Raw genomic sequence first — 25744 nt, forward strand, 5'->3', positions numbered from 1 at the left:
TTCACCCGCTATATAATACCGGTCCAGACTAAACAGCTCATTATGTGTAAGACGTCGCAACCACTGTAATCAATTGGCTAAGCATTCACCGATATAGATCATACTTCACAATTATGCGGTTGCCTTTGCTCACAAGTGATCAATGACTGAACCCTGTGACCGAACAAAAGTCACATCATTACATCTAGGGTGGGGATTCATTGGACCTTAAGTTGGCCTTTTCCCATAATGAAAAATGTTTAGCCTGGAACCTAACAATAGCGGACACCATGATTGCTCATATGAAAACCCAGGGAGCTTTAATGAGACACTACCAACAGCTAACACTCTCGTTAATACTCGTCTTAGCTGCTACAACATCAAGTGCAAACTCCGCAGAGCATGCAATACAGCCCGTGGTCATCAACATGCAAAACTGCTCAAGTGAAACACCAGAGAAAAAAGACGACAACAGTACAACCAGCAAAGACAAAGCAGAGCAATCAGCACAACCACAAAAAACCATCGTATACTGTCCTGCCGAGAAAACAAAAGATGCTCAGGGTGGCAAGTATGTTGTTGGTGAAATTGAGTGGGTAACCCTTGATCCTCCTGGTGTTGTCTATAAGGCACGTATTGATACAGGGGCAACCACATCATCACTTAATGCGTTTGATATTACGCCATTTGAACGTGATGGTGAGCGCTGGGTAAAGTTCAAACTGACTGATCCAGAAACTAACGAAACAGTTGAAATGAGTCGTAAAGTAGCTCGTAGGATTCGTGTTAAACAACATGGTACAGATGGGCATCGACGCTATACTGTAAAAATGCGTGTTCGACTGGGCACTATTGATCAGCGAATTGAATTCTCTTTGGCCGATCGGAGCGAATATGATTTCCCCGTTCTCGTTGGCCGTAACCTACTCAAAGACATTGCTGTTGTTGATGTCAGCAAAAAACTCTCTAAAAAGCCTATCATTACTGAAAATGTCAGTGATAACCGGAGTGAAAACCAAACAGCAGCGTCTAAACCAAGTAGTACAGAAGAATCAGCCAAACAAGCTGACTCAAAAGAGAATCCCAAACCTACTGAAGCAGCTCCTACTTCAACACCAACTAACGATACTAAAGACAAACCTAAAGCTACCCCAAAGCCATCAGCAAAACCTCAGCCTTCGCCTTCAAACAAGCCTATCAAAGAGCCTAAAAAAAATAGTACTCCAGACCAAACCGCAAACGGAAAGCCATAAATGTCATCTAAAGTTCAGGTTTATTTATTTGCCTTTATTCTTATCTTTATTGGCATAGGTTTAACCATTTACAAAAATAGTGTCCTTGAGTTCCCTTTACTACCAGGTGAACGAAAGGCGCTATGGACTGTAGAAGCCAAAATAGAGTTTCAAGCAAAAGATGAGCCGGTCATTGTGTCTTTTGCATTACCCCACAACCCTCCCAAAATGACCGTCCTTGACGAAGACTTTACTTCTTCTGGTTATGGCTTTGGCTGGGATAACAATGCGCAACAACGCCGTGCACAATGGGCAACTCGTAAGGCAACCGGCCGACAAGTACTTTATTACAAGTTACAAGTGTATGAAGGTGCACATCACCAACAAGAAATAGAGGCGACGCCACCACCTGAACCCTCTCCTCCCGAGTTGGAATCTGCTCAAAAAACGGCTATCAATAACCTGGTTAACTTTGTATACCAGCGTTCAGCGTCTCCCAGTACGTTTGCAGCAGAATTAATGCGCTTAATTAATGAACCCAGGCCCATGGAGGATATTGCGCTCTTACTAGGCAATAAGAATACGTCCTCACGCAAAGTGAAGGTAGCACTTGATACGCTTGCACAAGCCAAAATATCTGCACGTATTGCACGGGGGTTATTTCTTGAAGATGGCCGCCGTAACCAAAAACTAACCACACTAATTGAAGTATTTGAAAATGACCATTGGGTTATCTTTGATCCTCTAACGGCAGAGCGCGGTATTCCTGACCACTTTGTACTTTGGCAGAGAGGAGGAAAGTCGTTAATGGATGTTGAAGGAGGAGAAAACTCTAGTGTGTCTTTTTCTATTATTGAAAGTACACAACCAGCAAATTCCAGAACACTCGTTGAGAAAGCCAATGCCAAAGCAGCTTTAGTTGACTTTTCGATCTATAGTTTGCCAATTGAGCAACAGAACATTTTCAAATCGATTCTTTTGGTGCCCATTGGCGCTTTAATAGTTGTACTAATGCGAGTTGTAGTTGGTTTTCGTACATCAGGCACCTTCATGCCCATTCTTATTGCTATTGCCTTCATTGAAACCAGCTTAGTGACTGGTTTAGTTATCTTCCTAATCATTGTCAGCATAGGCTTATTTATACGCTACTACCTCAGCCATCTTAACTTACTTCTAGTCGCCAGGATATCTGCGGTCATTATCGTTGTTATTGGCATCATGGCAGGTATGAGCATACTCAGTTACAAGCTTGGTTTTAGTCAAGTGATGAAAGTGACATTCTTCCCTATGATCATTCTTGCTTGGACCATTGAGAGAATGTCTATTTTATGGGAGGAAGAAGGCCCTAAAGAAGTATTTATTCAAGGTGGAGGAAGCTTATTGGTTGCCACAATGGCCTATCTGTCAATGACAAATACCTACATTGAACATTTAACCTTTAACTTTCCTGAGTTATTGCTTGCATTACTTGGCGGTATTTTAATACTGGGTCAATATACAGGCTATCGCTTAACTGAATTACGTCGCTTCCAGCCTTTAGCAGAGGACTAACTATGTTTTTTACTTGGCCAAGTAAAATCCATGCTAAGGGTATACTAGGAATGAACAAGCGAAATGTAAGTTACATTTCGCGTTACAATCCAAGACACTTGTATCCTTATGTGGACAATAAACTCAAAACCAAAATTGTCGCGGAAAAACACAAAGTTACAACAACAAAACTTCTTGGGGTCATTGAATATCAGTATCAAGTGAGAGAACTTGGACGTATCCTAGAACCTTACCAAGGATTTGCCATTAAGCCTGCCCAAGGAAGTGGTGGGAAAGGTATTTTAGTTATTTCAGGAAAAAGGAATGGTTTATTTATCAAAACAAATGGTGAAGAGCTATCCATCAGCGATATCATGCGACACGTGTCCAATACCCTTAGTGGCCTTCACAGTTTAGGTGGTAAACCTGATGTGGCGATGATTGAGTCTCTGGTTAAATTCGACCCCGTTTTTGATAATTACAGCTATGAAGGGGTACCAGATATCAGGATGATTGTCTTTAAAGGCTACCCTGTCATGGCAATGCTAAGGCTTTCAACTCATGCCTCAGATGGAAAAGCAAACCTTCATCAAGGCGCTGTAGGTGTTGGTCTTGACCTGGGTACAGGTAAAGCACTCTTAGCCGTTCAGCAAGGCAGGCCTATCAAAAAACACCCAGACACGGGTTTTGGGTTTGAGATGCTACAAGTCCCTGATTGGGAAATTATCCTACACTTGGCATCGTCTTGTTATGAAATGACTGGACTGGGTTATTTAGGCGCAGATATCGTGCTAGATAAAGAAGTGGGTCCACTACTTTTGGAGCTCAATGCTCGCCCAGGACTTGCTATTCAAGTCGCCAATGGCACAGGACTTGTTCCAAGACTTACAAAGGTTGAAAGTATTCAAAATCCACACTCCAAGGTGGAAGAACGTGTTATCTTTTCAAAAACACATTTCAGTATGTAGCGACTAATCTGCTTTATTTACCAATCAAGGTGGGCTTTATAGTCTACCTTGTCTTCCTATCTATTCCCCTGTTATCCCTTGCCCTTGTAAACACGATTAAAGCTCAACCTGTTATCAGCAAGTAAAGATATAAACAGATAATCACTTTTATTTGCAGCGCAAAAAAAGACCGCGCCAAAAGGCGCGGTTAAAAGTGCAGTTTCCCGCTGACAGCAATACCGATACCAACAACTATCAAGCGGTTCACAACTGCAGGGTTAAGAAACATTTCACGTGCTTAAAGCCTGCTATCATATCAGCAATTACTGATACATTTCCAAGAATTAGTGCATATACTCCTTGCTCACTCTTCTCCAGTATCAATAACTACCAGCAAACTAATCTTGCGCTATTCAACCTCGACCCTCACTGAATAACAATAAGTATTTAGCACGTCAGTCATAAAATTTTAATGGTTAAGAACCAATATGGGGTCTTCTCCTGCCGTTACTTGACCTGATTTTTTCTCCAATGATCCAAACTGATCACCATTTGAAATCACCACTGGTGTTAACACTGACACAGCTGTTTTTTGCAGGAGTGGTAAATTCAAACGAATTACAGGATCTCCAGGTTTAACACGCTTCCCTTCCTCCATGAGCCTCTCAAAACCTTCGCCCTTTAAGTTCACCGTATCAACACCAAAGTGAACAAATAGCTCTACCCCTGCATCAGTTGTCAGTGTAAAAGCATGATTTGTTCGGAATATTTTGCCAATCTTACCCTCACAAGGTGCAACTAAAGTATCCCCTGTCGGATTGATTGCTATACCATCTCCCGCCATTTTTTGTGCAAAAACTGGATCTGGAACATCTTCAATTGCAACAATTTCACCTGAAACAGGTGCAACAAGTACGGTCTGATCTTCTCTCGCTTGCTGATTATTCATTGAACTGCTCTCTTTTTCATTACTGTGCTCACTATCAGAGCTGCCAACCTCTGAATGCCCTACAGCAACATCTGCAGGTATTTCTCTCATTTCATCAGCAAGTATAGCGGCCTGTGGACCAATAATGACCTGTACATTTTGTGTACCGAGTTTCACAATCCCTTTAGCACCCAAAGCCTCAAGCGTTTTTTCTTCAACTAAGCTTTGATCTTTTACTGTCAGCCTTAATCGGGTTAAGCATGCATCAATCTGAGTGATATTATCGTGTCCACCCAACGCCATTAAATAACTAACAGCTTCACTGGTACTAGACCCTACTATTGGCTGATTCAGATTCAAATCTTTTTCATCTTCTCGACCAGGTGTTTTTAAATTGAAGCGTTTAATCGCAAAAACAAATAACACGTAATAGAGGACAAACCAAACCAAGCCTAAAGGAATCAACCACCCACCTTTATTAGCCAGCCCAAAGTTCAACCCGTAGTCAATTGCACCTGCGGAAAAAGCAAAACCATGACGAATATCTAATAGGCTACACACTGCCAAAGATAAGCCAGTGAGCAATGCATGAATGAGGTACAAAATGGGTGCTAAGAACATGAAAATAAATTCAACAGGCTCGGTCACTCCAGTTAGGAAAGACGTCAAACCTACACCCAGTAATATCCCAGCAACCTTTTTACGACTTGCCTGTTTTGCAGTGGTATACATTGCTAAACAAGCTGCAGGTAAACCAAACATCATGACGGGATAAAAGCCTGTCATAAAGGCTCCTGCGGTTGGATCACCCGCAAAGAAACGATGCAAGTCGCCATTAACGACTTCACCACCAGTACCAGGGAACGAGCCGAATACAAACCACACCAAGTTATTTAATACATGGTGAAGCCCTGTAGGAATTAACAAGCGGTTTGCTGTGCCATAAACGAAAGCACCCACCGCCCCTGAGCCAGTTATCCAGTTACCTACCACATCAATTCCATGCTGAATGGGCGGCCATACATACCCAAACACCATGGCTAAAATACAACCGATAGCCGCTGTGATTATTGGCACCGAGCGTTTACCGCCAAAAAATGCCAGATAATCAGGTAACTTTAAGCTGTTAAATCGGTTGTAGCTGAAGCCAGCAACAACACCCATCAAAATACCAGCCAACACCCCCATATCAATATGCTCATTGATTGTGGACATAGCCGTAGTCAGAACGAGATAACCTACACCACCTGCTAATGCTGCAGCGCCTTGACCATCCTTAGAAAAACCAATCGCAACACCTATTGCAAAAATTAGCGGTAAATTTGCAAATATTGCCTCTCCTGCCTTAAATAGAAACGGTATATCAAATACATCTGTAGCCCCCAACCGTAATAAAAGCCCCGCAACCGGTAATACTGCTATAGGCAGCATTAATGCTCGCCCGAGCCCCTGAAACCAACCAAGAATATTCATCGTTACCTCCCATCACTGCAAAGGGAAAGTTAAGCCAATTTTCATCATTTTTTTTGGAATATAGCCTCACGTTACCTTACACCAACTTTTTTTTCTTTGCAAAATAAGTTTTACAAATTTACTTGACCTGCGTAAAATAAATGACATGTTCCTACCGACTTAATTGAATTAATGCCACTATGGCAAACTTATTTGCGCCAACTTTTTTCTTAACACGAATAAAGATATCTGTTTTATCGAGGTAACATTATGCGTCTGATACCTTTACCTAAGGCAGCTAACGTCAGTCACTGGGTGGCTCACTACATTATTGAGCAGATCAATCAATTTGAGCCAACCAAACAGCGTCCCTTCATTCTAGGTCTACCTACTGGTGGTACACCATTAGGCGTTTATCAAATATTGATAGAAGCCTATAAACAACAAAAAGTAAGTTTTAAGCATGTTATTACGTTCAATATGGATGAGTATGTTGGACTGGCATGGGATCACCCTCAAAGTTATCACTTTTACATGCAGCAGAACTTCTTTCAGCATATTGATATTCCTGAAGAAAACACTCATATTCCCAATGGGAATACATCTGACCTGGAAGCTGAATGTAAACGTTATGAGCAAACAATAAGCAAATTTGGTGGCGTGCATTTGTTTTTTGGTGGCGTTGGGTCTGATGGACATATCGCATTTAACGAGCCTGGCTCTTCTTTAGCTTCTAAAACACGCATTAAGACGCTGACCGATGAAACACGGCACGCAAATGCACGCTTCTTTAATGATGACCTCACGGCCGTTCCTAAGCTAGCACTCACGGTTGGAATTGGAACTCTACTTGATGCTAAAGAATTGCTGATCATGGCCACAGGCACAAATAAAGCCGATGCCATACAGCATGCAGTTGAAGGTTCAGTAAGTCATCAGTGGCCAGTTACAGCAATACAGCTTCACCCCAAAGCGATCATTACTTGCGACCATGATGCCGCTCAAGAGCTAAAAGTTAAGACGCTTGAGTATTACCAAAAGCTTGAAGCTGAAATTATCTGTCAATACTAACTTTTTAATACGAGAAAACGCAGTATGTACGCACTCATAAATGGATGCATTTTTACTGGTGAAGAAACACTTGAACAACATGCTGTTGTCATTGAAAACACATCAATTAAAGCCATAGTACCGGTTAATACTCTCACCAAAGATATTAAAAAAATTGACCTGCATGGGCATAATGTCTCACCAGGATTTATTGATCTACAATTAAATGGTTGTGGTGGTCGTTTATTTAATGATGATATTAGTGCAGAAACACTGGATATTATGCATAAAACTAATTTGCGCCATGGTACAACTCATTATCTACCCACACTGATTACAACAAATGACACCCAAATAAAAAACGCTTTAGAAACAGTAAAAAATTACCAACAAAAGCATGCTTCAGTCATTGGATTACATTTAGAAGGTCCGTATATCAACCGACAAAAAAAGGGTATTCATGACCCAAACCAAATTCGTCCTTATGATATTGAGATGATAAAATTAATGGCTGAGTATGGTGGCGACACATTAAAAGTTGTTACGCTCGCACCAGAACTAACAACAACAGAGATAATTCAGTTACTCGTTAATAATAAGATTATTGTTTCTGCAGGACATAGCCTTTCTGACTATAACACGGCACAACTCGCATTTCAGGCTGGCATATCAATGGCAACGCACCTCTTTAATGCAATGCCTTCAATTTCTGCACGAACACCAGGCTTAGCGACAGCAATTTTAGAGAACTCAACCGTTTTTGCTGGAATTATTGTTGATGGAATTCACGTTGATTATTCCCTCGTAAAATTAGCTCACACGCTAAAACCACAGCAATTATTTTTAGTGACTGATGCGGTCTCACCGGCAGGAACTAATATGACCGCATTTAACCTGGGACCTCACACCATTCAAGTTAAAAATGGTCAGTGTATCGCGGAAGATGGTACTATTGGCGGGTCTGCATTAACAATGAATAATGCAATTAATAATTGTGTGAATCATGTCGGAATAGAGCTAGCCGAAGCATTAAGGATGGCAACACTTTATCCTGCCAGAGCAATAAACCAGGATCATTACCTTGGAAAGGTTGCACCAGGCTACAGTGCTGACTTAGCTATCTTCGATAATAGTTTAAATATAAAAGCCACCGTAAGTTCTGGGCATTGGCATGACACAACAAACTAAGGGCAAAAAATGATTTTATTTGCTCTAAGCTTAACTTTGTAAAAATACTGAGGTTTATGGCTCCCTTTATTAAAGGCAATATTGATCTAGTAAGACAGCTGAATACGGCTACGATTTACCGTACTATCAACAATGATGGTCCAATTTCTCGTACTCGTTTAGTTGAGGTAACCAGCCTAGCAGCTGCCAGTGTCACCAAGATCACACGACAACTCATTAATGCAGGTTTAGTGCAAGAAGTTTCTCAGGAAGAGTCAACCGGAGGTCGACGTCCCACTTTACTGGCAACCAATAAAGAGCGTTTTTACATCATTTCGACCAAATTAGGTCGAGGATACCTTGAAGTCACTTTAAATCGCTTAAATAAAGAAGTCATAGACCGTCGAAAACTGACCTTAAAATATCAAAACCCTGATGCTGTACTCCAAGAAACGTGCGAAGTTATTCACGAAATCTTAGAAAGTAACAGCCATATTAACCGTCAACAAATCCTGGGGATTGGCCTCGCGATGCCAGGGCTAATTGATCCTAGCAAAGGGGTTGTTATTGAAAACCCACATTATCAGTTTAAACATTTTCCAATTGTCGACTTTTTCGAACGAGAGTTTAATATAATCACCTTTGTTGATAACGATATCCGTAGCTTAGCCCTCGCAGAAAATTATTTTGGTGCCTCACAAGGTGTTAAAGATTCAGTATTAATCAGTGTCAAACATGGTATTGGTGCAGGAATCATGATTAATGGACAGCTATTTTATGGCTGCAACCAAAATGCCGGGGAAGTCGGACATATCTTTATTGAAGAATTTGGTCCCAAATGTAACTGCGGAAATTATGGATGCTTAGAAACCGTTGCCTCCAACCCAAGTATTATTCGCCAGGCTAAGGAGTTATTAGCTCACGGCCATCCCAGTCAATTAACGTCACATCCCAGCTACGACCAAAATACTCAAGAGGTTACAATTAAAGACATTTGCCAGGCTGCTTTAAATGGTGATGAACTATCTCAAACGGTCATCAAGCGCGTTGGTAATTACTTAGGTCTTGCTATTGCTACAGTAATCAACCTCTTTAACCCTCAAATGATTATTCTCGCGGGCGACATAGTTAAAGCTCAGCACTACTTGTTTCCGAGTATTAAAAAGCAAATTGAGGATAAGGCCCTCCAAAGTTTTGCCTGTAAAACACGCATACTCGCCAGCCAAGTTGATGCCAATGAAACCATTGGTGCATTTTCATTAGTGCAAAGGGCTCTCTTAGAGGGTAAATTATTCACCCGGCTTGGCCTAAACTCGATGTAATCAAATTGACACCCTACATTTAACCCATTGCGATAACATTTGTAGGTCATAAGCTACAGATAATCTGGCTAATGACTTGAGTTCATCGCACGGGTGTTTTATGTTTTGCCTCCCTTTATTAGCAATCCGTTTGACAGGAGGCAACACCCTAGTCGGTATACGTAGTTTCCGCAATTGATCAACGAGTGAGCTTTTTTAAAGATCGGCCATTTGATACACAAAACAATGATAGTCGAGGGAAGTCTTGTGTCTTTTATTCTTCGGAAATACCTAGCGGTTCCTTTATTAATCCGCATACTGGCAAGTTTTGTCAGTGGTTCATTAATTGGTTGTTTGCTTTGGTGGCTAAGCTACCAAGTTGGGCAAGACACCATTGGCGAGGTACTGAGCTATATCACCCCTTTTGGTGAAGTCTTTGTCAAAATGCTAAAAATGATCGTTATACCGGTCATCTTCTTTTCTCTTGTTGTGGGGGCAGCTAGCTTACCACTGCAACGTTTTGGCAAAATTGGCGTTAAAGTGCTTGGCTGGTACTTTTTCTGTTCATTACTTGCCGCAACGGTAGGGGTTCTCATTGCGCTAATGGTTGATCCAGGCAGCAATAGTCAACTATCAGGCTGGCAAAACATGACTCAAGGCTTAACCAGTCAAGCCAGTGATATATCCAACAAAGCGGCAGCAGCACAAGAGCAGGGCTTAGCAACAGTCTTACTCAGCATGTTTGAAAACCCATTTGCAGCCTTGTCTGAAGGTAACTTCCTGGCGATTATCACCTTCTCTATTCTGTTTGGTTTAGCCCTTCGGGTTATCCAGGAGAAGGCTGAAGCCAATAATGAGTCTTCCGCTCATCTTGTCACTCTGTTCAACATTATCAACGCTTCCCGCGATTGTATCTTCAAACTGGTCGACTGGATTATGGAGTACACCCCCATTGGTGTCCTTGCATTATCTATTGGTAACTTTGCACTTTATGGACCTTCCATAGCCGGACCATACATCAATGTTGCCTTCGGTGTTATTGTCGCAGTTCTGCTGATGGTGTTTGTTGTTTACCCACTGTTGTTAGCTGTAACAACTAAGCAGAACCCTATGCCTGTTATGAAAAAAATGCAGGAAGCCATCATTACTGCATTCATTACTCGTAGTAGTGCTGCGACCCTTCCCGTCTCACTAAGAACCATTGAAGAAGATCTGAAAGTTAAAAATGAGCTAGCCAGCTTTTCTCTTCCACTTGGTGCAACCATTAACATGGATGGTGTGTGTGTTCACTTACCCATGTTTGCTATTTTGGCTGCTAACATGTTTGGCTTTGATTTAGGGTTTGGTAGCTTACTGGTTATGGTGCTCACTACAGTACTTGCGTCAATTGGTGCAGGTGGTGTACCCGGTGGCAGCTTAATGTTGCTATTCATTATCCTTCAAGGCTTAGGCTTATCGCAGGATCAGGTAGCCATCATTGTTGCTCTGGCTTTGGGTATCAATCCTATTCTGGATATGTTTGAAACAGCCAATAATGTCACTGGCGATATGGTGTGTACTTATGCTGTAGCCAGCCAGGAAAACTTGCTCGACGATGACTCATCAACAGACCATACCCATTCTACAGACAACACAAACTACCAAGCAGATACTGCGGTTTCCTCAGACTAAAGTGCGCCAATCTGTAGAAATCTAAGAAATAGTGCCTCCTCTCTGTGGGGGCACGCTTTTTCTCCTCCCTAAAACCTATTTCCTCATTTTTTTCCTGTACAACATGCTTGTTCGATCTTCACTATACTCTACGCTTAATTCCCCTTATTATGCTTCAATTCATGTGTATCAAATGACAAAGTGATAGCCTTATGAAACGCCTGAATTTCGTACCCTCTTTATTTTTCCCAATACTCATCCTATTCCCCTCAAGCATACTGCTTAGTGGCTGCCAGTCCGCTTATTACTCTACGCTGGAAAAAGTGGGCTATCACAAGCGTGATATTTTAATTGATCGAGTTGAAGACACTCAGCAATCTCAAGAAGAAGCACAACAGCAGTTCCAGTCAGCCTTGGAACATTTTCAGGCTGTTGTTAATTTTGATGGTGGTGAATTACAAACATTATATGACACCCTAAAAGCTGACTTTGACAAAAGCCAAGATGCCGCAGAAGAAGTCAGTAGCCGTATCAACAAAGTTGAAGATGTTGCTGAGGCTTTATTTGAAGAATGGGAAGGTGAGTTATCCTTGTACAAAAACCAATCGCTTAAACGTGATAGCGAGCGCAAACTACGACAGACAAAACAAAAATACCAACAGCTTATTACTGCTATGCGTCGAGCAGAAAAAACGATGCAGCCTGTACTCACCACTTTTCAGGATCAAGTACTTTATCTAAAGCATAACCTCAATGCCCGTGCTATAGCTTCTTTGAAAGGTGAGCTTAGAAATATACAACAGGATATAAATCAACTAGTCCGAGAAATGCAGCGCTCAATACGTGAGTCCAAAGCATTTGTACAACAGTTGCAGAAAGGTTAAATCATGATGCACTGTACCCATCAACCAAAAGCAACGCGGCTATATTTTGCACTACTGTTTAATATACTACTACTGGCCGGTTGTGCCACATTATCAAGTACTTATGAAAAGCCACAGCTCACATTAAACTCTTTACACATCCTTGAACCGGACGGGCTAACCCAACGCTTTGCGTTGGGGTTACAGATTATGAACCCCAATGATCAACCCTTAAATATTAAAGGGTTGTATTATAGTATCGAACTGGAAGGTTATGAGCTAATCTCTGGCGTATCAAATCAAATACCCGAAGTGCCCGCTTTTGGCACCGCCAATTTTACCGTTCATGCCAATACTAATTTAATTAATAGCATCCGCTTTATTAATGCCATTATTAAACAACCCAAAGACACATTCAGCTACACGCTATCAGGCAAACTAAGCCTGGATAATTTCTATCCCCGACAAGTGAATATTGAGCAAGAGGGAGAAATTTCACTTAATCATTAGCGATGCGAGCACTAACCTTTGACAGCACCCGCCGTCAAGCCAGCAACAATTTTGCGCTGAAAAACCAGTACTAATACAATTAAGGGAACTGTAACAACCACTGAAGCTGCCATAATGATACCCCATGGCAGCTCGTGTTGGCTGGCACCACTAATTAAAGCAATTGCTACTGGGACGGTACGTTGTTGCTCACTTAACGTAAACGTCAAGGCAAATAAAAATTCATTCCACGCAGCAATAAAAGCCAGCAAACCTGTGGTGACTAATGCAGGCCATAACAACGGCAGAAAAACATTAAAAATCATGTGCCGTGGACGAGCACCATCCATAATAGCAGCTTCTTCTATTTCTAACGGCAATTGCTGCATAAACGTAGTCAGTACCCACACAGTAAAAGGTACGGTAAAAATAAGATACGATAAAATTAAACTGCCTAACTGATTATATAATCCCAACCACTGTATTAACTCAAATAGACCAGACAAAACGGCCACTTGAGGAAACATGGACACGCCTAAAATCACCATTAACAGGCTTTTTCGTCCATAAAACTCACGGCGCCCTAATGCATAAGCCGCCGTCACACTCAACAATAATGAGATAAATACAACTAGGGTTGAAACAATGATCGAGTTAATAATATTTATACCAAATGGTTGCTGCTCAAATACCGCTAAATAATTTGTCCAATGCCACGTATTAATCCAATAATCCACTCGAAACAATTCTGACCCTTCTTTAAATGAGCTTATAACGGCGTAATAAAAAGGGAAAATACAATAAATAAGTATGCATACAAGCCATATGGCAAAGCTGATTTTAGTCAGTATTTTTTTTAATTTTAAAGGTGATATTGCCAAACCAAAATCCATTTTAAAAACGCTGATAAAAACGATGCCGTCCAGCATATAAAAAAATTACGGTACATAATGCAATAATCATAAATAACACAGTTGAAGCTGCAGAACCATATCCAACCAGTTGAAACGCTACCAATTGCTGCCGGGCAAATACTGACATAGACATGGTAGCAGTACTGTTTGCCGTTAACACATAAATTAAATCAAACACACGCAGAGCATCCAAAGCTCGAAATACAATAGCAACCATAACGCCAGGTGCAATTAAAGGTAATGTTACTCGCCAGAAAGTCTTGATTGTTGATACACCATCCACTTTTGCAGCTTCAAATAATTCTTTTGGCAACATTTGTAAGGCTGCTAACGTCAGCAGGGCCATGAAGGGTGTCGTCTTCCAGACATTTACTAAGATGACTGCCCACATTGATAAATCTGGGTCAGCCGTCCATGCTAATGGCTCTGAAATCACTCCACACACGATTAATAAATCATTAATCACACCAAACTGATCGTGTAACATCCAACTCCACATACGTGCAGAAACAATGGTCGGAATAGCCCAGGGAATTAATACAGCAGCACGTACCAAACCCCGTCCTGGAAATGTTTTATGCAACGTTAAAGCAATGGCAACACCCAGAACAGTTTCCATCGCGACAGAAACCACTGTAAAAAACAACGTATTATAAACTGCATTCCACCATACAGGATCAGCCAGTAACCCAAACCACTGATCCTGATAACGCACTAGATAATTTTCCAAACCAACAAATGTATAATGTTCTAAATTAGCGAGACTCGCATCAGTAAAACTAAACCAAATTGTGCGAAATAATGGCCAACCCGCAACAGCGAGTAAAGTCACTAACACAGGTAACAATAACCAAATGATTTGCCATCGGCTACCTGTAGATATTCTACTCACAGAATGTAACTCTCATATAATTCATATCCTTACCAGCGTTCACCTTTACTGATCCGCATCAGTTGCCTTGCTAACTGCTCCATTGCGACACCCGCTTTTTGTCGTCCCGCCAAGACTTGATGAATCTGGTTATAAAAAGCCGCTGAAACCTGATTATATTTAGCACCTGTCACAGTAGATGGCCTAGCAATAGCCACATTAAGCGTTTTTACCAACTTACCAAAAAAAGGATTAGCCGCGAGTACTTGTTTATCTTGATATAAGCTGGGAATTGTTGGGTTATAAGAGCCTACCAACGCACGCCTTTTCTGCTCTTCTTCACTGGTTAAATAGCGTACAAGGTCAATCGCTATATCGGCATGTTTAGAATATTTTGACACCGCCAGCTGCCAGCCGCCTAAAGTCGCCGCATGTTGGCCATTCTCTGACTTGGGTACAGGCGCAACACCCACTTTACCTCGTATTGGACTATCTTCATGCTGTGTCAATGCCCAAACATACGGCCAGTTACGCATAAATACCGCATGCCCTGATTGAAAAACACCCCGTGCGTCTTCTTCTGCATAATTTAAGACACCTGGTGGGGATATATCGCTGACCCATTTGGCCGCCATAGCTATCGCTTGTACCGCTTGCTTATTATTAATTGAAATCTTGCCATCAGACTCAACGATTTGGCCACCACTGTAGCTGTTTACCCACTCCAACGCATTACAGGTTAAGCCCTCATAAGCCCTGCCCTGCCAGGTAAAACCCCACATTTTCTCAATACCTGCTTTGCGCTCCTGGGTCATAATGTGCTTTGCTACACGCGTCATTTCTGTCCATGTCTCTGGAATAGGCTGCTGGTACTTTTCTAATAAATCTTTCCGGTAGTACAGCACTCCAGCATCGGTGTACCAAGGCATCGCTATCAACTGGCCATTAACCGTATTATTGGCAATAATCGCAGGAAAGTGTTGCTTCACTTGTCCAGCTAAAGGCTTGGTCAAATCCATAAAGTGCGGCGCTAGGATACCAGGCCAAACTACATCAATTTGGAATACATCAATATCAGCTGTTTTAGCTGCCAAAAGTTGTTGATAAAGGGCTAACCGTTCAGAAGATGAGGCTGGGGTTGAAACAACACTTGCTTTGTGTCCACTGCGCTTTTCCCATATAGTAACCCCCTCCCGACATAATTCTACCTGACGACCAACAGCACCACACGAAATAGCCACGGTCGCAGCATGGCTTATGCTTATCCAACAGCATAAAACGACTAAGCAAATACGCATAACATCATCCCTGAATTCTAGTGATCAAAATGTATACCTGGCTCCTCAGACTAACATTCATTCTATGACGCTTTAAGGTATACTACGCCATTTAACTGTGACGACTGATTCATCATGTTAAGCAATATCCGTGTTGTTCTGATTAATACCTTTCATCCTGGCAATATTGGCTCAGCGGCACGCGCCATGAAAAATATGGGGATTCGTAACTTATACCTTGTTGATCCCCAGGACTTCCCCAATGAGCAAGCACTGACCATGGCTGCAGGCGCCAAAGACATTGTTGAGCATGCTGTCATTACCTCCACACTCTCTGAAGCCATTGCTGACTGTAGCTTTGTGATCGGCACCAGCGCACGGGATCGTACCCACTCTCTACCACAAATGAATGCCAGAGAATGTGGCGAGCGTGCTATTAAAGAAAGTCAGTCACACCCTGTTGCGCTGGTATTTGGCCGGGAAACAATGGGCCTTCACAATGACGAACTTCAACAATGCAATGCTCATACTTATATTACAGCTCATCCAAATTATCCAGTATTGAACTTGGCAGCTGCCGTACAAACCATATGCTATGAAATATACATGGCCCACCAGCTGGAGTCGGAACAGCCCTATAAACCAGGCAACACTCCAAAAGAGAAAACCTACCCTAATACGCAACAAATGGAGTATTTCTACCAACACTTAGAAACAACACTGCAAAATATAGGGTTTCTTATTAAACAACACCCTGGCAATACGATGCTAAAGCTAAAACGTTTATTTAACCGAGCACGTCCAGAGCGACAAGAGTTAAGTATCCTAAGGGGCGTATTGAGCTCGATAGATAAACTATCAGAACAAATAAAAAAAGATAATTAACTTGTCTAAAAATAGTAATTTTTTAGTATGAGCAAGGCAGCACAACATGGAAGTTTGCTGAGTATAAAGAATACATAACACCTCCGCAGCAAATGCTTGCTTAGAAATAACATTCTAAATTTTTGTATAAGTACTATCATTCACTGCTTTTAACTTCTATTGAAGACAAGACTATAAAGCTAACACAGCTATCATAAAAAAAATGCATCTACAAAAACGCTCTTGAAACAAATAAATTAATACTATTGTTGAGTAGTTTTTTAATGCTCCTTCAACGTTTAACCCGTTCTACAACCCAATCACCCATCATACTAAGATAGCCAGGTACGAAAGCGGACTCACCTTCAATCAAATAACGAAGCTGAGCTTGCCATGTCCACTGCGAAAAAATCTGAAAATTATACGAATTTGCATTTAAAAGACCGTGTGTAGCATTATTAAGCACAACTACTTGATAATCTGAGTGCTTAGCACGACTAAAGGCTTTCTGGTAAATACTAGCCGTTTCTGCTGTATCGACGTTTAAATCTTTCTCACCTAATATAGCTAAAAAAGGGGACTTTATATACTGTAGTTTATTTTCTATATCCACATTAATATTAAGTGATACAAACCTAAAGCGCTCTTTAGACATAGGGTTACTATTTAAACCTTTAATAGATTTACCAAGTCGAATTAATTTTACATACTTTTTATAAGAAGCCTGCTTTTTGATCAACTTATTAACTGTGAAAAGATAATTTATAACTGTTTCAACTTCAGTAGTAGAATAGCCCTCTTGCTGTAAGCGTGTCCGAGTGAAATAGGCTCCTTGCCGCTCCCAGTTAATCGCACCACCTACTGAAATAAAAAAGGCTGCTTTATGTCTGCGACTTTCACTCATCATTGCAACGTTAGGTAATACCCATCCCCCCTGAGAAAAACCTAACACTCCAATCTTTTTACTATTAACTTCAGGACGATTTGCTAGCAAATTCAAAGCTTCTAATATTTCGTCAGCACGATCCTCCATTGTCTGATTTAACCAGTTTCCAGTTGAAGCATTTACACCGGGCTTATCCCATAAAAAACATGCAATACCTTTGTCTAAAAAAGCATTAATAATAAATGTATAACTACTATTCGCGAATCTATCTTGAGGACCATCACCGTGAACAAATATAACTACAGGAAAAGGTGCCTGCCCTTCTGGTAGCAATAGTGATCCCGATAATTTATTTGGATGAACATTGAACGATAAATCAATTTTTTTAGCATAGTTCAACTCAAACTGTAACACACATGCGAGCAGAAAAAGTACAGCGCATACACTCATTACCACAATTGTTGTTACACCATACTTCAGTAATTTCATAATACTGCTCTTTTCAGTAATTTGGTCATGTTATAATCACCTTACTGGTTAGTTTTAGCGTTTGTTGTATTCATCGTCCCTCATAGCGACATCACTTAACCATCGTTTTTACAAACTTTTTACATATCACTTACGTTTGTCTGACCACAACACCAGGCTTAAGGATTACAGTGAAGTACAAAGCCCCCTACGAGGAAAGTAAAGATGAACCTAAAAAAACCTTTTACCCTACTTGTGATAGGTTTTATCAGTAGCCTGGTGTTGCTCACACAACCTGTCAGCGCCAAAGCTCCCCCGGTAAACCTTTCCGTAGACCTAGCCACCCCTGTTTTAGAAGCAGAAAAAGCACAAAAAGCCTTTGTTAAAATTTCTTTAACCGGTCTCCAACAGAACATAGAAAAGCTTCAACGAACGCCCACCAACATTGCTATCGTTTTAGACAAATCAGGCTCTATGCAAGGCAACAAGATTCGTCACGCAAAAGAAGCCGCTATCATGGCAATCAATCAACTTGGGGCGCAAGATGTTGTCTCTGTTGTCACTTATGATACAACGGTAAGTGTGGTTGTACCCGCCACCAAAGTCATTAATAAAAATAATATTGCTTCTATGGTACGACAGATAAGAGCTAATGGTTCTACAGCCCTATTCGCAGGTGTCAGTAAAGGGGCAGATGAGTTACGTAAATTTATTAGTGCAAACCGTGTTAATCGCGTTATTTTATTGTCAGATGGGCTAGCGAATGTTGGACCGCAATCCCCTTCAGAACTTGGCCAATTAGGTGCATCCTTAGCAAAAGAAGGCATAAGTGTCACAACCATTGGTCTTGGGCTAGGCTACAATGAGGACTTAATGACACAATTAGCAGGCTTTAGTGATGGTAATCATGCCTTTGTTGAAAATGCCCAAGACTTGGCAAAAATATTTCAAAGCGAATTTGGTGATGTACTTTCAGTGATAGCCCAAGAAGTGAATATCGAAATTCGTTGCATTAATGGTGTACGGCCACTTCGAATTCTTGGCAGAGAAGGAGAAGTTATTGGCAATAAAGTGAGAACCAGACTCAACCAGCTGTATAGTACCCAGGAAAAATACCTGATTCTTGAAGTTGAGATACCACCGAGTAAAGCAGGCCAGGAAAAAGACATTGCAGCTGTTCAAGTTAACTATAACAATATGTTAAACAAAAAACAGGAACAACTTTCAGGCTTAGCCATTGCTCGCTTTTCTCAATCCGAAAAGGAAGTCGCGGAATCAATCAACAAAAAAGCTTATGAGGATTCAGTAGAACAAGTCGTCAATGCTGCATCAATTAAAGCCATACGGTTACGTGATGAAGGCAATATTCCTGCCGCCAAAGCAGCGCTTCAGCAAAGTGCTGATTACCTGGCAGAAGAATCAAAACGCGTCGACTCAGAAAAACTAAGAGTTCAGCAAGAAGAAGTGCTTGATGATGCCACGGCCCTTGAATCAGAAGCAGATTGGAACAAAAACCGTAAACGCTTAAAGGAAAAACAATATAAACGTGCTAAACAACAGAGTTATTAATTGATACCTGTTAAATTCAAAATAATGAATTAAGGGTATCTCAGATGCCCTTAAACAAACGATGCCATAAATGAAACACTTTTCAACCCAGAAAAAAATTAAAACTATTCTCGTACTACTTATAGTATTACCTATTTGCCTTCTTGCATGGCTTAGCTATCAACTACAAAAAAATGAACAAATCGTTCAAGCCCACCAAACTCAAAATCTCATAGAAACTCGCCTTAAAGCCGTCGAAAGAGAGTTGAAGGCTTATTTTGAACAATTGGAAATTCAACTAAGGTCCGATCACCAAGCACTGGCTAAACTCCCTCAAAATCAAACAATAAGTCAGGTGAGGGATTATTTACATGAATCCCCTTTAATACAAAATATTTTTATCTTAAACAGCACAGGTCACTTACTATTTCCACCCAATAATCAGACTTCAATTACAGAAAAAAACTTCATCAGTCAAACAAAGCCTATATGGAATAATCCTGAATTATTTGAGAACCTAGCCAGTCATGATGAAACGTCAATATCACCTTCAACCGTTGATCGATCAGCACAGTTAGAAGCCTATGCTAGCCCCATCAGCCAGAAAAAAGCCGTCGCAAGCTTTGCCCCCAGCATCTTATCCAGTGCCTGGATTAGTTGGTTTTCAGAAAACCATCATCGCTTGTTATTTTGGGTCAAAGACTCCACAAATCGTGTCATAGGGTTTGATTTGAACCGCATGCGAATGTTATCCGACCTGATTAATCGCCTACCTGATGCCACCCAGCTTCACAATGGGCTCAATCAGTCTGCTATTCAATTATTAGACGATAATTCAAGTGTGCTCTATCAGTGGGGTCAATATCAGGTTGCCGACAATGAGCAACCACTGGGTACACGCTACTTATCTCCACCTTTAGCGAGTTGGAAAGTAAATTATTTTAGCCATAAACCTAGCCCCACAGCCTCAAGCTGGCTAAGTACCCTTGCCGGCTTGCTAGCCTTTGGACTTACACTTATTGGCTTAGATATCTACTTTTATCGAGAGCATCAACGCGAAATGCAGCAGGCCCAACAGCGGGTAAGCTTTGTCAACCAAGTATCTCATGAACTGAAAACTCCACTCACCAATATACGCATGTATGCTGAGCTTATGGCTGAACAGTTGTATGAAGAAGACCAACCGCAAAAAAGATACATCAGTGTCATTACAGGCGAAAGTTTACGACTTTCACGACTTATTGAGAATGTACTCAACTTTTCCAGAGCCCAACGTAATGCGATTAATGTTAATAAGACACCAGGTATTATTGATGAGTGTGTTAAAAATACAATAGTCGCATTTGAAGCAACACTGCATAATAAAGGTATGCTATTTGAGGTAAATTATGCTGCAGGACAAACTGTATACTTTGACAAAGCTATCGTCGAACAGGTCTTAAATAACCTTCTTAGTAATGCAGAAAAATATGCACATTCAGGAAAAAAAATCCATATAACAACCCTAATTGAAAATGACCTGTGTAAAATAACGGTACAAGACTATGGGCCAGGTATACCGTCTGCAGCACAAAAAAAGGTCTTTGAACCATTTTATCGTGTTAGCTCTAAGTTAACTGACGGTATCAGTGGTACAGGTATAGGGCTTAGTATTGCTCGTCAGCTTGCTAAATTACATGGAGGTGATTTAATGCTTGTTGCTTCCGATGTGGGTGCTTGTTTTCAATTAAGCATCAATATTACCTCAAATTAGCTATCGAGCACTGTCTATGATTCTGGTGGAGAATTCATGTGAAAGTATTAATTGCAGAAGATGATACGTTTATTCGCGAAGGATTAAATGACTTGCTCAGCAATGAAGGCTACTGCTGTATTCTTGCCGAAAATGGACTACTGGCCTGGCAAGCATTTCAAACGGAAAAGCCTGAGTTAGTGCTTTTAGATATTATGATGCCAGAAAAAGATGGTTATTCATTATGTCGTGAGATCCGACAACATAATCAAGACATACCCATCATTTTTATAACCGCAAAATCAGAAGAAATAGATCAAGTACTTGGTTTAGAGTTAGGTGCTGATGATTACATTATGAAGCCATTCGGTACCCGAGAGGTGGTAGCCAGAATTCGTGCAGTCACACGTCGTTATCTAAAAACACAAGCCAATCAAAAACACGATAATTCATTTACCATTAATGATTTGACCATTTATCCTGATGAGCTTAGAGCACAACGGGGTACTCAAACCATTGATTTAAGTTTGCGGGATATAAAAATTATCAGCCTACTCTATTCTATGCGAGGAAAAGTGGTCGACCGAGATACATTATTCAACCACTGCTGGGGACGAGACTATCTTGCGTCAAGCCGTACACTTGATCAACATATATCAAAGCTTCGTAAAACGATTGAAGTTGATCCTAAAAATCCCACGGTAATTAGAACAATACATGGTGTGGGATATCGAATTGAGTAGTATTTTAAGCACAGGCAATTCAAAATGCAGGCGCATTTATGTTAGTACTTGAGCATATTCCCTACTCACTTGCAGGAGCTATAACCAGCGCATTAAATATTCCAACAATAGGTATTGGTGCTGGGCCTCACTGTGATGGACAAGTTTTGGTTATTAATGATGCCCTAGGACTTGGCAATTATTGGCCTCCTTTTTCAAAACAGTATGCTCATGTAAGTCAAACAATAGTTAAGGTAGCAAAACAGTTTTCTTCAGAAGTACAGTCGTTGGCATTTCCCAATAATATTATTCAACTCAATGGAACAGAAAAAAACTAACAAGCCAACTGGAGTTAATACATGAAAGTACGAGATATATAAACCACCTCCACTTCATAAGACACAGAGGTGGTTTATCATTTAGGGCAGACTTTTAACTTTCACCTAAAAAACCACCAGTCTGGTGTGCCCATAGTTGGGCATAAATTCCTCCAGCAGACACAAGCTCTCCATGTGTACCTTGTTCAACAATTTCCCCAGCATCCATTACAATTAAGCGATCCATAGCTGCAATAGTTGACAAACGATGTGCAATCGCAATAACTGTTTTTCCTTGCATGAGTGTATACAAATTATCTTGAATGGCTGCTTCTACTTCAGAATCAAGTGCAGATGTAGCTTCATCTAATACTAATATAGGCGCATCTTTTAATAATACTCTGGCAATAGCAATACGCTGACGTTGTCCACCTGATAGTTTAACTCCTCGCTCACCTACTTCAGCATCAAACCCACTATTACCTTTAGGGTCTGTCAGCTCTTGAATAAAGTCATAGGCTTCAGCTTTTTTACATGCCGCGATTAACTCTTGCTCAGTTGCATCTGGGCGGCCATATAGAATATTTTCCCTTATGGACCTATGCAGTAACATCGTATCTTGCGTTACCATGCCAATTTGAGCACGTAAAGATTCCTGAGTAACATTAACTATTTTCTGTTTATCGATTCGAATTTCACCTTGCTCTACATCATAAAACCGTAATAACAAATTAACCAATGTTGACTTGCCAGCACCTGAACGTCCTACTAACCCAACTTTCTCACCAGGTTTAATACTTAAATTGAGTTTTTCAAGTACACCACTTTCTTTACCATAGTGAAAGCTTACATTAGTATAATCAATCGCACCTGCAGTGACTTTTAGAGGCTTAGCGTCTTCATGGTCTAACACTGTACATGGCTGACTTAATGTTCCCATACCATCCATAACAGTCCCAATATTCTCAAACAAAGCACCTACTTCCCACATAATCCAATGGCTCATGCCATTCAAACGAAGTGCCAAAGCAATTGACACAGCAATAGCACCAATCGTTATTTCATTTAATGACCAAAAATAAAGTGATAACGCTCCAACAGCAAAAACTAATGTGTAATTAATCCACTCCAAACAAACATTAAAACCTGTTACAAGACGCATTTGCTTATGTACAGTGGTTAAGAATAAATCCATACTATCATGCGCATAATCTGCTTCACGTTGCGTATGCGCAAAAAGTTTTACTGTTTGAATATTAGTATAACTATCAACAATACGGCCTGTCATAACAGAACGTGCATCAGCCTGTTGTGTTGAAACACGACGTAAGCGAGGAATAAAATACCACTGTATACAAATATAAGCACTTAACCATACAAAAAGTGGTATCATTAAGCGTTTATCAGCTTGACCAATCAATATTATCATTGTCACAAAATAAATGGCTATATAAACCATTACATCAACTAGCTTCATTACCGTTTCGCGAACAGATAAAGCAGTTTGCATGACCTTAGTGGCAATACGCCCAGCAAAATCATTCTGGTAAAATGACAAACTCTGCTTTAACAAGTAACGATGTGCAAGCCAGCGAATCACCATAGGATAATTCCCAAGTAACGTTTGATGCACCAGCAGTGAGCGGATCAACACGATACCTGGAATGGCCACCAATAGAATAACGGCTAGAAGTACGAGCTTGCCTTTCTCTTCAGTAAAGAACATCGTCGGATCACTTTGTTCTAACCAATCAACCAAAGCGCCCATTACCCCAAACATCGATGCTTCAGCAATGGCAGCAATCGCCGTAAAAATAGAAACCAATAAAATAGGTAGCCACATTCCCTGAGTGTAATATAGGCAAAACTTAAACAACGTATTTGGCGGCTGTTCAGGTTCACTTTTCGGGAATGGTTTTATTAACCGTTCAAAATAAGCAAGCATTTTGTTTCCTTTAAAACAGAGGACTACAACAAAATCAAATTAGAGCTTAAATAAATATATTCCTCTCTTATGATGGTATCCGAAAATATACTCATTAACCCTATAAACTGTAATAAAATATAAAAATATGCCAGTACCTGTTTCACAACCCCCATTCAAGCACTGCAAACCCACATATGGGTACTTCAATCACACTTGTCATATTGCAATGTACACTCATGGTAGTCAATGGCTGGATAAACTGTTTGCCACAAGGATGCATCAACCAAGCCTCCAGGGAAGGATTCACGGCGTGTTCGAAGGATATTATGCAGAGGTTGAACAAAGTTGCTTTAGAAAATGACTTTTATAACGGTAAAATTATGTGTGATTTTTCAATATTTTCGTATCATTTTAACCAGTTTCTATTCTAAACTCTTACTGGTATTAAAGCCTACTCTGTAATTAAAATCACAGATAACTAGCCACAACATCTTCTGATTTTTTACAAAGTAAGCTTTTAACGTCATTGCTTTAAATTATACAAAGTTCAAGCTAATTAATACTGGGTCTCGGTGTACGAATACTTTCTGGTGGTAATACAGGATAAGTAATCTCTGGTTGCTTACCTGTGAGTGTTTTTAAAAAAGCTACTATTTTACTTGTTTCATTATCCGAAAGCTTTATACCCAGCTGATAATCAGCCATCATGCTTACAGCTTCATTTAAATCCCACACAGAACCATCATGAAAATAAGGTGCAGTCAATTCTATATTTCTTAATAAAGGTACTTTAAACACATATTTGTCTTCTTCTTTTTTTGTAACGTTATATCTTCCTAATGAATTTTTATCTTTATCATAAGGCTTCACTATGCCAAATTTTTGATACGAGTTACCTCCTACTCCAACACCATTATGGCAGGCCACACAACCTTTTGTCTTGAATAGGTGATACCCTTCTTCTTCCTGTTTAGTTAACTGACTTTCATCTCCCAATAACCACTGATCAAATCGAGATGCTGGTGTTACCAATGTTTTTTCAAACTCAGCGATTGCATCAGTGACGTCATTGATTGAAATACGTTTACTATCGTATACCTTTTCAAACATACGTTGATAATCAGGTATTGACTGTAATATTTTAATAGCTAATTGATGATTTGAAGCCATTTCTTTGGGGTTTGCAATAGGTCCTCCTGCTTGCTCCTGCAAATCCTTCGCCCGACCATCCCAAAACTGTGCTACATTAAAACGTGCATTTAAGACTGTTGGTGAGTTAATCGGACCAATTTGCCACTGATGTCCTATCGAACTTGGTCTGTTATCATCTCCTCCCATCGCTAAATTATGGCATGAGTTACAGCTTAACCAACCCGACTTTGAGAGCCGAGGATCGAAAAACAGCATCTTACCCAGTTCAACTTTATTCTGATTGTAGGAAATATCACTTGGTATAGGTTGTATGGGCTCATTCTTTAAGGCTGTGCCCATAGCGTCATTTATAAAAGTTGAGATACAGACAAACAAAAAAGCGGATGTATAAACTTTCATCAGGCTACTCCCTAGTTATATTAACTGACTTCCTCATATTTATCAGCTTGAATATAACTCATTCGTAGCATGAATTTCA

21 protein-coding genes are annotated in these 25744 nt (G+C 40.5%); 14 read left to right on the forward strand and 7 right to left on the reverse strand.

What is annotated here, in order from left to right:
- The first annotated feature begins 302 nt into the window (after positions 1 to 302).
- The 3 genes from ACQ96U_RS21165 to ACQ96U_RS21175 are packed head-to-tail and all read left to right on the forward strand — an operon-like array spanning position 303 to position 3709.
- The gene (locus ACQ96U_RS21165; protein ID WP_431723264.1) at positions 303 to 1232 is read left to right on the forward strand and encodes a RimK/LysX family protein; all 930 of its coding nucleotides are present in this window, start codon (positions 303 to 305) and stop codon (positions 1230 to 1232) included.
- Positions 1233 to 2762 (forward strand): inactive transglutaminase family protein, encoded by a 1530-nt coding sequence (locus ACQ96U_RS21170; RefSeq protein WP_431723265.1) that lies wholly within the window; start codon positions 1233 to 1235, stop codon positions 2760 to 2762.
- Positions 2763 to 2764: 2 nt separating this feature from the next.
- On the forward strand, positions 2765 to 3709 hold the full coding sequence (locus ACQ96U_RS21175) for an alpha-L-glutamate ligase-like protein (protein WP_431723266.1): 945 nt from the start codon (positions 2765 to 2767) through the stop codon (positions 3707 to 3709).
- Positions 3710 to 4157: 448 nt separating this feature from the next.
- Here the strand turns inward: ACQ96U_RS21175 and nagE are convergent, their stop codons facing one another.
- Positions 4158 to 6089, reverse strand: coding sequence for an N-acetylglucosamine-specific PTS transporter subunit IIBC (gene nagE / locus ACQ96U_RS21180; protein WP_431723267.1), 1932 nt, complete (start codon positions 6087 to 6089; stop codon positions 4158 to 4160).
- A 249-nt stretch (positions 6090 to 6338) separates the two neighbouring features.
- Between nagE and nagB the strand changes: the two genes are divergently transcribed.
- The 6 genes from nagB to ACQ96U_RS21210 all read left to right on the forward strand — a co-directional run bounded on the left by nagB (position 6339) and on the right by ACQ96U_RS21210 (position 12609).
- Positions 6339 to 7139 (forward strand): glucosamine-6-phosphate deaminase, encoded by an 801-nt coding sequence (nagB, locus tag ACQ96U_RS21185; protein WP_431723268.1) that lies wholly within the window; start codon positions 6339 to 6341, stop codon positions 7137 to 7139.
- Positions 7140 to 7163: 24 nt separating this feature from the next.
- Positions 7164 to 8306, forward strand: a complete 1143-nt coding sequence (nagA, locus tag ACQ96U_RS21190; RefSeq protein WP_431723269.1) for an N-acetylglucosamine-6-phosphate deacetylase — start codon at positions 7164 to 7166, stop codon at positions 8304 to 8306.
- A gap of 56 nt (positions 8307 to 8362) precedes the next feature.
- A complete protein-coding gene (locus ACQ96U_RS21195) occupies positions 8363 to 9607 on the forward strand; it encodes an ROK family protein (protein ID WP_431723270.1) in 1245 nt (414 codons plus the stop codon).
- 246 nt (positions 9608 to 9853) lie between these two features.
- The gene (locus ACQ96U_RS21200; protein ID WP_431723271.1) at positions 9854 to 11257 is read left to right on the forward strand and encodes a dicarboxylate/amino acid:cation symporter; all 1404 of its coding nucleotides are present in this window, start codon (positions 9854 to 9856) and stop codon (positions 11255 to 11257) included.
- A 191-nt stretch (positions 11258 to 11448) separates the two neighbouring features.
- Entirely contained in the window at positions 11449 to 12120 is a 672-nt protein-coding gene (locus ACQ96U_RS21205; protein ID WP_431723272.1) for a DUF2959 domain-containing protein, read from the forward strand.
- 3 nt (positions 12121 to 12123) lie between these two features.
- Positions 12124 to 12609, forward strand: a complete 486-nt coding sequence (locus ACQ96U_RS21210; RefSeq protein ID WP_431723273.1) for an LEA type 2 family protein — start codon at positions 12124 to 12126, stop codon at positions 12607 to 12609.
- 11 nt (positions 12610 to 12620) lie between these two features.
- On the opposite strand, the gene ACQ96U_RS21215 is transcribed toward ACQ96U_RS21210, so the two are convergent.
- Genes ACQ96U_RS21215 through ACQ96U_RS21225 form a run of 3 tightly spaced genes read right to left on the reverse strand, consistent with a single transcriptional unit; the run spans position 12621 to position 15671 of the window.
- Positions 12621 to 13463 (reverse strand): carbohydrate ABC transporter permease, encoded by an 843-nt coding sequence (locus tag ACQ96U_RS21215; protein WP_431723358.1) that lies wholly within the window; start codon positions 13461 to 13463, stop codon positions 12621 to 12623.
- 19 nt (positions 13464 to 13482) lie between these two features.
- Positions 13483 to 14394 carry a carbohydrate ABC transporter permease gene (locus tag ACQ96U_RS21220; RefSeq protein WP_431723274.1) on the reverse strand — a complete coding sequence of 304 codons (912 nt, stop codon included), beginning with the start codon at positions 14392 to 14394 and terminating at the stop codon, positions 13483 to 13485.
- Positions 14395 to 14423: 29 nt separating this feature from the next.
- The gene (locus ACQ96U_RS21225; protein ID WP_431723275.1) at positions 14424 to 15671 is read right to left on the reverse strand and encodes an ABC transporter substrate-binding protein; all 1248 of its coding nucleotides are present in this window, start codon (positions 15669 to 15671) and stop codon (positions 14424 to 14426) included.
- Between the two features lie 114 nt (positions 15672 to 15785).
- Between ACQ96U_RS21225 and trmJ the strand changes: the two genes are divergently transcribed.
- The gene (trmJ, locus tag ACQ96U_RS21230; protein ID WP_431723276.1) at positions 15786 to 16535 is read left to right on the forward strand and encodes a tRNA (cytosine(32)/uridine(32)-2'-O)-methyltransferase TrmJ; all 750 of its coding nucleotides are present in this window, start codon (positions 15786 to 15788) and stop codon (positions 16533 to 16535) included.
- 271 nt (positions 16536 to 16806) lie between these two features.
- Here trmJ and ACQ96U_RS21235 read toward each other — a convergent pair whose 3' ends face one another.
- Entirely contained in the window at positions 16807 to 17889 is a 1083-nt protein-coding gene (locus ACQ96U_RS21235; RefSeq protein ID WP_431723277.1) for an alpha/beta hydrolase family protein, read from the reverse strand.
- Positions 17890 to 18093: 204 nt separating this feature from the next.
- Here ACQ96U_RS21235 and ACQ96U_RS21240 point away from each other — a divergent pair, with 204 nt between their 5' ends.
- From ACQ96U_RS21240 to ACQ96U_RS21255, 4 genes are all read left to right on the forward strand, one after another.
- Complete coding sequence (locus ACQ96U_RS21240) at positions 18094 to 19437, forward strand: vWA domain-containing protein (RefSeq protein WP_431723278.1); 1344 nt, start codon at positions 18094 to 18096, stop codon at positions 19435 to 19437.
- 70 nt (positions 19438 to 19507) lie between these two features.
- Positions 19508 to 21169, forward strand: a complete 1662-nt coding sequence (locus ACQ96U_RS21245; protein WP_431723279.1) for a sensor histidine kinase — start codon at positions 19508 to 19510, stop codon at positions 21167 to 21169.
- Positions 21170 to 21207: 38 nt separating this feature from the next.
- A complete protein-coding gene (locus tag ACQ96U_RS21250; RefSeq protein WP_431723280.1) occupies positions 21208 to 21891 on the forward strand; it encodes a response regulator transcription factor in 684 nt (227 codons plus the stop codon).
- 17 nt (positions 21892 to 21908) lie between these two features.
- Entirely contained in the window at positions 21909 to 22208 is a 300-nt protein-coding gene (locus ACQ96U_RS21255) for a 3-methyl-2-oxobutanoate hydroxymethyltransferase (RefSeq protein WP_431723359.1), read from the forward strand.
- 94 nt (positions 22209 to 22302) lie between these two features.
- Here the strand turns inward: ACQ96U_RS21255 and ACQ96U_RS21260 are convergent, their stop codons facing one another.
- On the reverse strand, positions 22303 to 24132 hold the full coding sequence (locus tag ACQ96U_RS21260; RefSeq protein ID WP_431723281.1) for an ABC transporter ATP-binding protein: 1830 nt from the start codon (positions 24130 to 24132) through the stop codon (positions 22303 to 22305).
- A 534-nt stretch (positions 24133 to 24666) separates the two neighbouring features.
- Complete coding sequence (locus ACQ96U_RS21265) at positions 24667 to 25665, reverse strand: cytochrome-c peroxidase (protein WP_431723282.1); 999 nt, start codon at positions 25663 to 25665, stop codon at positions 24667 to 24669.
- Positions 25666 to 25744 lie beyond the last annotated feature (79 nt).

Source organism: Zooshikella sp. RANM57, from assembly GCF_050749885.1.
GTDB lineage: Bacteria > Pseudomonadota > Gammaproteobacteria > Pseudomonadales > Zooshikellaceae > Zooshikella.